Source organism: Thalassospira australica (assembly GCF_044790785.1).
Lineage (GTDB): Bacteria > Pseudomonadota > Alphaproteobacteria > Rhodospirillales > Thalassospiraceae > Thalassospira > Thalassospira australica_A.
In genome coordinates this window covers 3,490,554-3,503,455 of record NZ_CP085258.1, presented here as the reverse complement: position 1 = coordinate 3,503,455, position 12,902 = coordinate 3,490,554, and the positions used below count along the sequence as shown (strand labels likewise).

Annotated in this window: 12 protein-coding genes; 7 read left to right on the top strand and 5 right to left on the bottom strand. The window is 54.7% G+C overall.

Annotated elements, in window-relative coordinates; translation table 11 throughout:
- Positions 1–13: 13 nt before the first annotated feature.
- The 7 genes from LG297_RS16445 to LG297_RS16415 all read left to right on the top strand — a co-directional run bounded on the left by LG297_RS16445 (position 14) and on the right by LG297_RS16415 (position 9,261).
- On the top strand, positions 14–853 hold the full coding sequence (locus LG297_RS16445) for an alpha/beta hydrolase (RefSeq protein ID WP_404422145.1): 840 nt from the start codon (positions 14–16) through the stop codon (positions 851–853).
- Between the two features lie 1,083 nt (positions 854–1,936).
- Positions 1,937–2,347: a hypothetical protein gene (locus LG297_RS16440; RefSeq protein ID WP_404422143.1), complete on the top strand. Its 411-nt coding sequence runs from the start codon at positions 1,937–1,939 to the stop codon at positions 2,345–2,347.
- Between the two features lie 25 nt (positions 2,348–2,372).
- Positions 2,373–3,860 carry a Y-family DNA polymerase gene (locus LG297_RS16435; protein ID WP_404422141.1) on the top strand — a complete coding sequence of 496 codons (1,488 nt, stop codon included), beginning with the start codon at positions 2,373–2,375 and terminating at the stop codon, positions 3,858–3,860.
- A 3-nt stretch (positions 3,861–3,863) separates the two neighbouring features.
- Positions 3,864–7,175 carry an error-prone DNA polymerase gene (locus LG297_RS16430; protein ID WP_404422139.1) on the top strand — a complete coding sequence of 1,104 codons (3,312 nt, stop codon included), beginning with the start codon at positions 3,864–3,866 and terminating at the stop codon, positions 7,173–7,175.
- Between the two features lie 320 nt (positions 7,176–7,495).
- Positions 7,496–7,810 (top strand): ArsR/SmtB family transcription factor, encoded by a 315-nt coding sequence (locus LG297_RS16425; RefSeq protein ID WP_404421991.1) that lies wholly within the window; start codon positions 7,496–7,498, stop codon positions 7,808–7,810.
- A gap of 61 nt (positions 7,811–7,871) precedes the next feature.
- Entirely contained in the window at positions 7,872–8,876 is a 1,005-nt protein-coding gene (locus LG297_RS16420; RefSeq protein ID WP_404422137.1) for a zinc-dependent alcohol dehydrogenase family protein, read from the top strand.
- Between the two features lie 28 nt (positions 8,877–8,904).
- Positions 8,905–9,261: an antibiotic biosynthesis monooxygenase family protein gene (locus LG297_RS16415; protein WP_404422135.1), complete on the top strand. Its 357-nt coding sequence runs from the start codon at positions 8,905–8,907 to the stop codon at positions 9,259–9,261.
- A gap of 67 nt (positions 9,262–9,328) precedes the next feature.
- Here the strand turns inward: LG297_RS16415 and LG297_RS16410 are convergent, their stop codons facing one another.
- From LG297_RS16410 to LG297_RS16390, 5 genes are all read right to left on the bottom strand, one after another.
- Positions 9,329–9,547: a GMC oxidoreductase gene (locus LG297_RS16410; protein ID WP_404422133.1), complete on the bottom strand. Its 219-nt coding sequence runs from the start codon at positions 9,545–9,547 to the stop codon at positions 9,329–9,331.
- Between the two features lie 31 nt (positions 9,548–9,578).
- Positions 9,579–10,454: a substrate-binding periplasmic protein gene (locus LG297_RS16405; RefSeq protein ID WP_404422131.1), complete on the bottom strand. Its 876-nt coding sequence runs from the start codon at positions 10,452–10,454 to the stop codon at positions 9,579–9,581.
- Positions 10,441–12,030, bottom strand: a complete 1,590-nt coding sequence (locus LG297_RS16400; RefSeq protein ID WP_404422129.1) for an MFS transporter — start codon at positions 12,028–12,030, stop codon at positions 10,441–10,443. Before LG297_RS16400 ends, LG297_RS16405 begins: the two co-directional genes overlap by 14 nt.
- Before the next feature lie 62 nt (positions 12,031–12,092).
- A complete protein-coding gene (locus LG297_RS16395) occupies positions 12,093–12,506 on the bottom strand; it encodes a DoxX family protein (RefSeq protein WP_404422127.1) in 414 nt (137 codons plus the stop codon).
- Between the two features lie 104 nt (positions 12,507–12,610).
- Entirely contained in the window at positions 12,611–12,889 is a 279-nt protein-coding gene (locus tag LG297_RS16390) for a DUF1427 family protein (protein ID WP_404422125.1), read from the bottom strand.
- Positions 12,890–12,902 lie beyond the last annotated feature (13 nt).

Sequence of the window (12,902 nt, the reverse complement as noted above, 5' to 3'; positions counted from 1 at the left end):
AAAGGCAAGGTTGATGGCAGAGCCCGACCTCTATCGCAACCGGGATTTCATTCCAGATTTTGACGCGATCATGGCCGAAACGGAGGCGCGCAGCCGTGCGCTTGCGGCGCAAGTTCGCATGGAACCGGACGTGCGCTATGGCCAGACTCCCCGGCAAAGCTTCGACCTTGTCTTTCCGCCAAACCCAGCACCAGGCGCGCCGTTACACATGTTTATTCATGGTGGCTACTGGCGGGCGGGCAGCAAAGAGGCCCACACGCTCGTGGCGGCACCGGTGATCGCGGCCGGTGGGATCGCGGCAATGGTGAGTTATGATCTTATGCCCGGCACAAGGTTGGCCGAAATTGTCGAACAAGTGCGGTCCGCAGCACGGAAGCTTATAGACCTTGCCCCTAAAATCGGTGCGGATGCATCGCGTTTTACGGTCAGTGGACACTCCGCCGGGGCGCACCTTGCGGCACTGCTTGCCGCAGAAGCACCCGGTGATACTCGCCCGCCGGACGTACCGCCGATCCAGGGGATGCTTCTGGTGAGTGGTATTTACGACCTGACGGACATTCCCGGCTGCTTCCTTAAGGACGAGGCGGAAATGCGTGTGGATGAAGCGACGTCATGGTCCGTGCTGACGGCGCGACAAATGCCTGTCCCCTTGCGGGTCATAACGCGCGGGGCGAAAGAAACGGCTCCATTCCAGGACCAGGCGATCGCCCTGAATGCGCTTCTTTCGCAGGAAGGACAGCATACGGAACTTCGGAGCGAAGCAGACCTCAACCACCTTAGCGTAATATTGAATCTGTCCGATCCGAATTTGTCGCTGGGTCGGAGACTTTCCAAGATGGTGGCAGCCTCTTGAGTCCACTGGATGAATGATATTCAGGAATTACAGACTGATTCCTCAAAAAGCTCTAGCAGCTCTAACAGCCTGTCCGACTCAACCGGGCAGCATGTTTCAGCGGCTTCGTGATCGAAGATACCCGTACCGATCATGATGCCAACAGCAAATTTCGATAACAAAGTACGAGCAGAGCGTGTTCATATCATTCAGTTGAACTTGCTCTGCCCGTTCCAATTTTATGTGTCGCGTTTGCAGTTCTAAGGATCAATTCACAAGGGTATGACAAACTGTTTGTTTGAATTTGTCATCTTTTCTGTCAACTCAGCAGCTTTTTGTCAGCTTATGTGTCAATCCATGTCAACTTATCTGGCAATCGAAGATGCTAAGGCATTGATTTCGCAAGAAGCCAAATGTCACCTTTTGTGGCACATGACAGGAGCAGTGTTTACAAAGCGTAATCACTGCTCCATCGCTCTAATTCTTCCAGATTTTCTGATGAAATATCCTGATTCCCGACTTGTTATAATTCGGGATGTGTTTGAGGAAGCTGAGCCATTTGTTCGGCTTGATTTTCCCTGATCCTTGCAGCCATACGATTCTGGTCGGATAGGGAAAACGGCAGGTTTCGGTCCGTACAACTGCTCTGAATGAAAAATATCCGAGAGTTTCGGTTTGACTCTGGCATATGTCAACGCCTAAAAGAGAACAAATAGTGAACAATTGCTGTGTGTGATGTTAGCTGAACGGCTTGATGAGGCTCGCGCCGCTTTGGCGCAGGTCGAGAAACAGTGGAAGGGGCAGATTACTTGTCCGCCCGGTGCGGCGGATGATGTGATTTCGCATGCCTTTGGGGCTGTGTCGTTACCCCGACATTTAGGCACTGCCGGTATTCTATCCGTTGGCTTGCATGAAGTGGTATGTGGCCATGATGCGGGGGCTGCATCGGTTCTGGCGTGGCATCTTGCTCAGATTGGCAGGAGCCGATGTAAGTCAGCGCCTTGTGGCAAACCTGTTTTTTGGATCAGGCAGCGGCGGGCGATTGATCAGGGAGGGTTTTACCATTTGTCCCTGCCGGATCGGGCATCGGGTCCACCCCTCTTGATGATGACGACCGGTCAACAGGTTACGGCTCTTTGGGCATGTGAGGAAGTTGCCAAATCCGGGCAGGTCGCATCCGTAATTCTGGAAACGACCGACTATGGCCTGACGGCGGCCCGGCGGCTGCAACTGGCATGCGAGAAGGCAGGGACCCGCCTGATCGTGCTCCGAAGGGCGCAAAGCATCGAACGCCTTGCACCATCCAGTGCGCTGACACGCTGGAAAATCGAACCTTCCGGTGATCGAAAGGCCAACATGACAGGGAATATCCATCATCTCAGCCTGATCGGAGGACGCGGGGTTCGACCGGGCGGCTGGAGAGTTGAGGTCAATGCAACAACGTTTTCTATATCTGTGGTTGACGCAATGGAAAACCGACTGCCACCGGAAGGCCCGGCATGCCTCCGGGGATGAAACGCGGCAAACGCCTGGAAATGATGTGCCGCTGGTCATCACGCGTGCTGATCACAAAGGCGTTCTGGTCTGCGGGTTGAATGGTGCGGCGTATCAGAGTGGGCTGCAAGGGGCTATGCGCCTGTCCGATGCGCGCAGTATCCTGCCCGGTCTGGAAAATATTCCTGAAGAACCGCAACGTTATCAGTCGGAACTGACACGTTTGGTCCGGTTGATGGATCGTTACAGTCCCTGGGTCGCACCGGACCAGGCCTTGCACGCCCGCAGCTTGCAGGGCGATGCGGGATTTTGGCTCGACATCACGGGTGGAAGTCATCTGTTTGGTGGTGAAACCGCCATGCTGGGGAGCGTCCTGCGCGATGTACAGGCATGGGGCTTTCACGCCCGTGCCGCGATTGCCGATACCGCTGGAGCGGCCTGGGCCGCGGCACGCAGCCATCCGGGCGCGCCCGAGCAGCGTATCCTGCATCTGCCGCGAGATCATGCGATTGCCGCCGGTTTCCCGGTATCCTGCCTGCGGTTGGCGGATGATCTTTTGACCTTGCTCTCCCGGCTCGGACTTAAACATCTGGGCGATATCGTGCCCTTGCCGCGGGCGAACATCACCACCCGACTGGGGCCGGATGTATTGCAACGTCTTGATCAGTTTTATGGTCGCCTGCCCGAACATCTGAATTTCGAACTGCCCGAACATCGCTGGCTGATCAGGCGCAATTTTGGCGAGCCTTTGGGCGATGCCGACAGTCTTGCATTGGCCGTTGAGGTCATGATGGAAGAACTGTGTGGAATGCTTCGGGACGAAAACCTGGGACTGCGCCGTATCGTTCTGCGCTGTGTGCGGGTCGATGGGCATACCCATACGATTGCCGTGACAACCGGTAGTCCGTGTCAGATCGAGCTTCATGTCCTGCGCCTGCTGACTGAAAAGATGCCCGGTGTGGATACCGGGTTCGGCATTGAGGAAGTGATCCTTTATGCTCCCTGGGTTGAACATGTCACCTTTCGTCAGGCTCGGCTGGATCGCAAGCAGGATGATTGTGGCGAGGCCGCTGCCCTTGCGCAATTGATTGACCGGATTACCCATCATCTGGGTCCGGGCGATATCCTGTTTCGCCCGGGTCATCACGCCAGCCATCTGCCCGAACGGGCTGCCATTCGCCAAGCCCCTGTCGGCCCGGCCACACCGGCCCGGCTTGATAGCGTGCAACTGCCCCGGCGTCCCGTGCGCCTGATTGATCCACCCGAACCGGTCGATATCCTTGCATGCAGCGAAACCGGTGCCCCGACCAGATTGCGTTGGCGCAGGATGGTTGTCGAAATCCTGAGCGCGGAGGGGCCTGAACGTATCTGCCCGGAATGGTGGGAACATCTGGACCGGCATGACTTTGCGCTTGGTCAACAGACCCGGGACTATTTCCGGGTGTGCGATCAGAAGGGCCGGATGTTGTGGCTGTTTCGAAGTGGTCCGGCCAGACGGGATATCTGGTCGGTTCATGGCCTGTTTGGAGGATAGGTCATGACGCAGGAAACACTTCTTGCCACTATGGATAATACGCCCACCTATGCCGAGCTTCAGGTCAGCAGCAATTTTTCCTTTCTGCGGGGGGCATCACATGCCGAAGAACTGGTTTTAAGTGCGGCCACCAAGGGGCTGCATGCGATTGCAATTACCGATCGCAATAGTCTGGCCGGGATCGTGCGCGGGCACAGTGCCCATGCCCCTTACAGGGACCGGCTGAAATATGTGGTCGGCTGCCGGATTGATCCCGTCGATGCGCCTTCATTTCTGTGTTATCCGACGGATCGGGCGGCCTATGCCCGGCTGTGCCGGTTGCTGACCGTTGGTAAGCGCCGCGCGCCCAAGGGATCGTGTGAGATTTATCTGACCGACATTCTCGATCACGCCGAAGGTCTGCTATTCATTGCTGTTCCGCCACAGGTGCCTGACGATGATTTTCGGAGAAAACTGATCGGTCTTCAAAGCCATTTTTCCGGAAAGCTCTGGCTGGCGGTTGGGCGGTTTATGGACGGGTTTGACAGCGAAAGGCTGGCTTTTACCGAGGCGATTGAGAATGAGCTTGGCATCCCGGCCGTCGTCACCAATGACGTGCATATGCATCTGCGATCACGCAAGCCGTTGCAGGATGTCCTGACCTGCATTCGTCATCATTGCCGGATTGAGGATGCGGGATATCGCCTGTTTCCCAATGGGGAGCGCCATATCAAATCGCCGGATGAAATGGCGCGTTTGTTTCCCGATCACCCCCACTGGCTGTCGCGTACCGTCGAGATCGCCAATCAATGCACGTTCAACCTTGCAGAACTGAAATACGAATATCCGGATGAAAATGACGGATCGGGCGAAGGCACGCAGGAACGCCTTGTGCGCCTGACTTGGGAAGGGGCGCAGAAACGTTATCCCGACGGCATTCCTGACAAGGTTCGGAAATTGATCGAAGCCGAACTGAAACTGATCGACGAGCTTGGTTTTGCGCCCTATTTTCTGACCGTGCATGACATTGTCGCCTTTGCCAGATCGCAAAACATTCTGTGTCAGGGGCGAGGATCGGCGGCCAATTCATCGGTCTGTTTTTGCCTGCATGTCACATCGGTCGACCCGGCCAAGGTGGAATTGCTGTTTTCGCGCTTTATCAGCAATGCGCGCAACGAACCGCCCGACATCGATGTCGATTTTGAACATGAACGGCGCGAAGAGGTTATCCAGCATATCTATGAACGCTATGGCCGTGACCGGGCCGGACTGACCGCCACGGTCATTTCATACCGGTCGCGCAGCGCCATTCGCGATGTTGGCAAGGTGTTCGGCCTGTCGGAAGACACGATTGTCAAGCTGACCAAAACCATCTGGGGGTCAGGCAGCAAGGGTGCACATGACGAGATGATGCGCCAGTCGGGTCTTCATCCTGATGAGCCGCGCCTGAAAGCCGTGCTGGATCTGGCCGGTGAACTGACTGGGTTCCCACGCCATTTGTCCCAGCATGTCGGGGGATTTGTGATCACGCGTGGACCGTTATGTGAGCTTTCACCGATTGCCAATGCCGCGATGGCGGATCGCACCACCATTGAATGGGACAAGGACGATATCGATGCGCTGGGGATTCTCAAGGTCGATGTGCTCGCCCTTGGCATGCTGACCTGTATACGCAAGGCGTTTGATGCGTTGCGCGACCACAAGGATATTGATTACACGCTTGCCACCCTGCCCAAGGAAGACGGGAAAGTGTATGACATGCTGGAAAAGGCCGACAGTATCGGGACGTTTCAGGTGGAATCGCGGGCCCAGATGAGCATGCTGCCGCGCCTGAAGCCTCGCAGCCTTTATGATCTTACGATCCAGGTTGCGATCGTTCGGCCCGGCCCGATCCAGGGCGGCATGGTGCATCCGTTTTTGCAACGGCGCATGAAGCGTGAAAAGGTCGAATACCCGTCAAGGGAACTTGAAACCGTTCTGGAGCGTACCTGTGGCGTGCCGCTGTTTCAGGAACAGGCGATGCAGATCGCTATTGTTGCGGCGGGTTATTCCGGGGGAGAGGCCGACAATCTCAGACGGGCCATGGCAACCTTTAAACGTACCGGCACAATTGGCGAGCATCGCGACAAATTTATCAATGGCATGCTTAAAAACGGCTATGATCCGGAATTTGCCGAACGTTGCTTCAAACAGATCGAAGGCTTTGCCGATTACGGTTTTCCTGAAAGCCATGCGGCGAGTTTTGCCATTCTGGCCTATGCGTCATCCTGGCTTAAATGCCATCATCCCGATGTGTTTTTATGCGCTCTTTTAAACGCCCAGCCGATGGGGTTTTATGCCCCGGCACAACTGGTGGCGGATGCCAAAAACCATGGTGTGCGCGTGCTGGAAATCGATATCAATTACAGTTTCTGGGATAACCGGCTGGAACGTGAATTGGGGCGTCATGGCGGCTATCATTCCGTGCGGTTGGGATTTCGCCAAATCCGGGGATTTGGTGCGCTTGACGCCTTGGCCGTGATGGATAACAAGCCGTCGGGCGGTTATCAGGATGTGTATCTGATGGCGCGTCAGACGAAGCTTTCGCCCGCAGCCCTTGAAAAACTGGCCGAGGCAGATGCGTTCGGATCGCTTGGTCTGTCACGGCGCGAGGCCCTTTGGGCGGTGCGGCGTTTTGGCAAGGGGCGTAAGGCACCGCCGGTTTTACCCCTGTTTGAGGCGGCCCAGAACTTCAATCACAATATGGGCGTTTCGGCCGAGTTCGGTGCCGAGGCTCCGGTCGATTTGCCGATCATGGCACCGGGCGAGGAAATTATCGAAGATTACGCCAGCCTGCGCCTGTCGCTGAAAGGTCATCCGATAAGCATGTTGCGCGATGCCTTGGCCGCGGCGGGCATATCCAGGGCATCGGATCTGCCCAATCTGCGCGACGGGGACCGTGTGACCCATGCCGGTCTTGCCATTGTCCGCCAGCGCCCCGGAACATCGTCAGGCGTGGTTTTCATAACCCTTGAGGATGAAACCGGCATCGTCAATCTGGTGGTCTGGAACAAGATCATGGAAAAATTCCGGCGGGAAATCATGACTGCTACCGTTCTTGGCGTTACCGGCAAGCTTCAGTGCGAAGATGGCGTCACGCATATCATTGCGGACAGGCTGGTGGAACTGACCGGGATGCTGCAAGGGTTGAGCGACAACACCAAAATTGCGCGTAGCAATAACACACATCCGCGCAATCTGCGCTGGGCGTCGGGACTGGATAGTTTAAGCCCCTCAGGCGTGTCCAAATCACAAAAAACGCCAGATTTGAAAATCGATAGTCACGATTTCCATTGATCGCGAAATTTACGATTGGCGGCCGGAGTGAGGCTTCCAGAAGGGGATCCGAAACCAAGCTAGGGTTCAGCTCTGTCATAATTCGGGGTTCTGGCCTTAACGCGCAAACGCCCGGGCGAATAAGGCCCGCCGCCAAACTGGATTCCCGCCTGCGCGGGAATGACGAACTTGGGAACCACTTTCCCCCACACAAAAGCCTACTGTCACTCCGGCGCAGACGGGCGTCCATCCAGCTATCTGCCGATGCCCCGATCAGGGCCTTTCAGGCACGCATACCAGCCCTGCGGGCATTGCATATTGACATATCGGAAAATCCAGATATGTTTTGCGTTATGGAAATGCTCGAAATATTCAAAGCCCTCTCGAACCGGACACGCCTTGAGATCCTCAAAGGTCTGAAAGAGCCTGCGAAGAACTTTCCCCCGCAAGACGAGGGGGACGTGGATACGGTTGGAGTTTGCGTCAGCAGTATTCAGGAAGGTGTTGGACTGTCGCAATCGACAGTGTCCGATTACCTTGCGACGCTGCAACGTGTGGGTCTGGTGGAAGTCAGACGCATCGGGCAGTGGACCTACTACAAGCGAAACGAAGCCGGCATCCGTGCCTTTGCCGAGACGATCGGCAAAGAGCTGTAACTATTTGCCAATATACATCGAGATTTCTCGATATTCCTTTTTAACGAAATGAGGTACCAAGATGAAAGCCGAAACAATGAAAGCCCAGATCCTGAACGCCTTTGGCGGTCCGGAATCATTCACCCTCCAGGACGTTGCCAAACCGGTCCCGCAGGCCGGCCAGGTCCTTGTCCGGGTCCATGCCACCTCGATCAATCCGCTGGATTACCAGGTCCGTCGCGGCGACTATTCCGACTACGTGCCCCTGCCGGCGATTACCGGTCATGACGTTTCCGGCGTCGTCGAAAGTGTTGGCCCCGGTGTCACCAGCTTCGTGCCCGGTGATGAGGTCTGGTACACCCCGCAGATCTTTGACGGGGACGGAAGCTACGCCGAATACCATGTTGCGTCCGAAAACATTGTCGGCAAAAAACCGGCATCGCTCAGCCACCTTGAAGCCGCCAGCCTGACGCTGGTCGGGGGCACGGCGTGGGAGGCACTGGTGGTGCGTGCGGGCCTTCGGGTCGGTGAAAGCATCCTGATCCACGGCGGTGCCGGCGGTGTCGGCCATGTCACGATCCAGCTGGCAAAGGCGATTGGCGCAAAGGTCTTTACCACCGTGCGCGAGGAGAACTTCGAATTCGTGAAAAGCCTTGGGGCCGACGTCCTCATTGATTACGAAAAAGAGGATTATGTCGATGCCATCCTGCGCGAAACCGACGGCCACGGGGTTGATGTCATCTTTGACACTATCGGCGGCAACACTCTGGCCAAAAGTGCTGATGCGCTGGCCCAGCTTGGCCGGGTTGTCTCGATTGTCGATATCGCACAGCCCCAGAACCTGATCGAAGCCTGGGGCAAAAACGCCAGCTACCACTTCGTGTTCACCCGCCAGAACCGTGGCAAGCTTGACGAGCTAAGTGCCCTGATCGAACGCGGTCAGCTCCGGCCCCATGTCGGTGCCGTCTATTCGCTCGCCGATCTCCCGCTTGCCCATGCCCGCCTCGAAAGCCCCGATAACGGTCTCCAGGGCAAAGTTGTGATTGCAGTTGACCCGTCAGCTTATCCTGCAAGTGCGGACTCTTAACCGTTGAACTTATTTTAAAGGTGCAACCATGATTTATGAGATCGCCCAGCTGCCCGTTTACAAGGAGCAGACTGAATCGTTCCGGCAAGCCTTCGCCAAAGTTGTTCCGTTGCTTGCCCGCGCGAAGGGTTACCGCGGTCACCTTCTGTCGCAGGGGATTGAAACACCCGAACGCTTCCACCTGATCGTGCGGTGGCGCTCACTCGAAGATCACACGCCGGGCTTTGAGGAGAGTGAAGACCATCAGACGTTCATGACGGGCCTGGAGCAATATTTCTCGGAAGAACCGTTGGTCTATCATATCGAAGGTGCAGCTTTTGCCAAAAGCGAACATGATGACTTGAACAAAAACAACGCTGGTATTCCAACGGATTTGTGGAAGTAAAACAATTGGGTGGCTGTTGGATTTTCTGACAGCCACCCGTTTCCTGAACGCAAATTCCATTGTCACATCAGTTGGCAACGAACTTCAAAAGGTCGGCGTTAAATACATCCGGGAAGCTGGATGTATCCGCAACCCTCGGATTTCCAATACCGTTCACGCGTCCTTGATAGTCTGTCGCCGCATGCGGGGAGCTATGACGACCCATAGGGGCCGTTGAACTCGGGATATCAAGTGCCTTTGGCAACGCGGCGATGACATTGGAGGAGCTAGTCAGGGACCCTGCCATATCATCGCAATAAAGGTCCGAATTTTCAGGTTTATTCCTGCAAAGCTTCAGAAGTATCCAGTCTCGTCTGGTACTTCGCCAAAATGCTGTCATACAGCCCACTTTGGCGGATCGTTTTCAGGCCCATATTCAATTGGTTGAGAAGGATATCCGGCTTTTTCGTTTTGCGCGAAATGCAGGAATAATAGGGATTTCTATCGATCACTTTGGTCTTGATCTTATCCGCATCGGGGGTCCCATCCTCATCACCATTGAGCAGGTAATAATCCATTGGGACACTGAAGGATAAGGCCGCATCAATGCGGTTTGATATCAAAAGATTGACCAGCATCTTTTCACTATTGGCAATAACAACGTCAAATTTATCATTTCGTGCAAATGTTTCCAGGCTATACCCATTCACAACACCGATGGTCATTTTGGATGCATCTTCTTTGTCGATCAGGTCGAAAAGGTGCTCATGTGTGCTGTAAAAGGCGACCTGGACATTTCCAAGTACATCAGAAAACAGGAAATCTACGTTGCGTTCCGGCAGGTAGCTGCAAGAACAAAGCCCATCAACATGACCCGCACTGGCAAGAAAATAGGCCCGTTTCCACGGATAGAAGGGCGTTAGAAGTGTGATGTTGCGTGTGGCAAATGCGGCACGCAAGATTTCAACGTCAAATCCTGGCATGATGTTGTTGTCTGCGATCATCGCGGCAGGGAACGGATTGCAGGCAAGTGTAACTGTCTTATGTTCAGTGACTGATGAGCCCAATGAGTTTTCTGCCGTTGCCGCACCGATTAATGTGTTCATAAACATAATCATTAATGCGGAAAAGATTGCAGCACTTTTTCTGATCCAAGCCGGACTGAAATGATCTTTTTTCTTTTGAAAAAATGGAATCATATCAATCAACTGCAATTAAATGATCGACCTTTGGTTTTGTGTCACCTAAATGCAGGCGGTTGACCTTTTCCTGAATATCGCGATCCGCGCCAGATACCCGTTTGTGATGACGTAAATGTTCTATCCATGAACCTTCCGACCATGTTTCGACAAACAGGTTGTGATCAATGCTGTCCTGATGAAGCCCCCAATGGTAGGCACCATGCCGCTGACGGGCCTTGCGCATTTCATTCATGAGGCTCCGGAAAGTCTCGTGATTTTCCGGGGTGATCCGATAGGAAATTCTGATCATGACAGGGCCGCGGTCCTGTTCAATACTTTCAGTCAGGATCGGTTCGGGCCAGTGCATTGACGGGCTGAGATCAAGATCGGCCCCCTGATTGAGGCGGATGCGCATTGTTGCGATCATCAGAATGATCGCGCCTGCCCCGGCAGTGAGCAAAGCCGCTTCAATCGAGAACTTTTCGGCAAGCCAGCCCCATACCACGCTGCCACCTGACATCGACCCGAAAAATAGCGTCAGAAACACCGACAAACCCCGGGCACGCACCCAGTCAGGCAAAGCGGTTTGGGTGGACACATTCAACGAAGATAAAACCGCAATCCATGACGCCCCGGCAATGAAGGAGGCCGCGACGGCCACGACGGGGTGCTGTACCAAAGCGAAACTGACCATCACAAGAGCCGTCCCGGTCGTACCGGCCATAACGGTTTTGTCCGCACCAAGCCGTGCCTTGATTTTTGGTAGAACAATGGCTCCGCATACAGCGCCTGTGCCGACACTGGCCAGCAGAATTCCATAAAGCTGAGCCCCCCCGTCAAGCATATTGCGTGCAATCAACGGCAGCATTGCCCAATAGGCGCTGGCAAACAGAAAGAACGCAACAGCCCGGATCAGGGTGGCAATCACCGGCGGACTGTTAAACACATAGCGAAGACCGGCACGCATGGCACCAATCATGTGTTCTCGCGGCATGGTCTGTATATTTTCCTGGGGTTTCCAGAAGAAAAGAACGACAAGAATCCCAAGAAAACTGAGTGTATTGAGTGCAAAGGGAGACACCAGACCGGCACTGACGATCAGAAAACCGGCCAATGCCGGGCCGATTGCGCGACTGACGTTAATGCCCATGGAATTCAGGGCAATCGCAGCTCCCAGACGTGGCTTGTCAACCAGCCCCGGAACGATTGCCTGCCATGCAGGTGCCATCAATGCGGCACAGCTTCCCATCAAGAATGTAAACAGGATCAGGATCGAAGGCGTAACCAATTGCAGATAAACCATCACCGACAGTCCCGCAGCCAACCCGGCCATGACAAGATTGACCGAAATCAGCAATTTTCTGCGATCCATCAAATCCGCAAGCGCCCCGGCAAAGATTGCAAACAGGAATACAGGTAATGTGGTCGCAGCCTGAACCAGCGAGACAACCAGCGGAGAGGGGGACAGCTCTGTCATGAGCCAGCCTGCGCCGACATCGTGCATCCAGGTGCCGACATTCGATATGACGGTTGCCACCCATAAAAAAGCAAATGCCCGATGCCGGAACGGTGCCCATGGACCTGTTTCAACTGGCTTGGTCTCGTTCATTTTTCCTGTTTCCTGATCTGAAGATGGCACCGCGCTGTCAGCAACCAAGGTCGCAAAACGCTTTAAACGCGTCGGGATGTTTTTTCGGACAGAATTGCGACAAGTGCGAGCCCGGCAATGATCGCAACATGCTCAAAGAATATGTTGCCTTGTGCGGCGCGTTCGGCCTCCGGGAACGTCCAGTACGCATGTGCCTTGAGGGTTGCCACAGCGGTAAATATTCCCAATGCGCCAGCAGCCAGCCACACCTGACGCCCCAGGATGATTGCAATAGAACCGCTCAGTTGCAGAAGAATAACGCCTGCTGCCAGTGGTGCTGCGGGTGAAAGTCCAAAATGGTTCATCTCACCTATCGCCGCCGACCAGTTGAACAGTTTTGTCAAACCAGACAGCCAGAACGGACAGGTCAGAGCAACCCGGACAATAAGTTCCAGTGCAAAGCTGTTTAACAATTTCGAAATGGGGGCTGGCGTCATGACTTTGTTCTCATGGTAAAGGAAACTGAATTTGGCAGTTGCGCAGTAAAAGATCTGGTTCGGTGCGCCGGTTTCCGATTGGAATTGACCGGCGCACCAGGGGGTTAAGATTTTTTCTCAGTCGATGCTGAGCCACACTCGGCTTGAGTGCGATTATCATCACTTGCCATGTGAAAGGATTTGCCATGCAGGCAATGAGCCGCCGCTTCCTCAAGCGATATTTTGTCTTTGACCCAAGTGACAGCGGTTTCACCGGCGAGCATACCAAGCAGTCCCAGCAGGGCAATCACAGGAGGGGCTGGTGACCGTGTTCCCAGCAAGGCATAGGCAACGCCAACGCCAAGTCCGATGCCAAGAGAAATAATGTAAGGGGACAGGTTCATTTTCTCCTCCCCG

Coding starts and splice junctions, on each gene's coding strand:
- LG297_RS16440 (WP_404422143.1), top strand. CDS start 1,937: ATGATGACGACCGGTCAACAGGTTACGGCTCTTTGGGCATGTGAGGAA.
- LG297_RS16410 (WP_404422133.1), bottom strand. CDS start 9,547: ATGGCAGGGTCCCTGACTAGCTCCTCCAATGTCATCGCCGCGTTGCCA.
- LG297_RS16390 (WP_404422125.1), bottom strand. CDS start 12,889: ATGAACCTGTCCCCTTACATTATTTCTCTTGGCATCGGACTTGGCGTT.
- LG297_RS16395 (WP_404422127.1), bottom strand. CDS start 12,506: ATGACGCCAGCCCCCATTTCGAAATTGTTAAACAGCTTTGCACTGGAA.
- LG297_RS16420 (WP_404422137.1), top strand. CDS start 7,872: ATGAAAGCCGAAACAATGAAAGCCCAGATCCTGAACGCCTTTGGCGGT.
- LG297_RS16430 (WP_404422139.1), top strand. CDS start 3,864: ATGACGCAGGAAACACTTCTTGCCACTATGGATAATACGCCCACCTAT.
- LG297_RS16415 (WP_404422135.1), top strand. CDS start 8,905: ATGATTTATGAGATCGCCCAGCTGCCCGTTTACAAGGAGCAGACTGAA.
- LG297_RS16425 (WP_404421991.1), top strand. CDS start 7,496: ATGTTTTGCGTTATGGAAATGCTCGAAATATTCAAAGCCCTCTCGAAC.
- LG297_RS16445 (WP_404422145.1), top strand. CDS start 14: ATGGCAGAGCCCGACCTCTATCGCAACCGGGATTTCATTCCAGATTTT.
- LG297_RS16400 (WP_404422129.1), bottom strand. CDS start 12,030: ATGAACGAGACCAAGCCAGTTGAAACAGGTCCATGGGCACCGTTCCGG.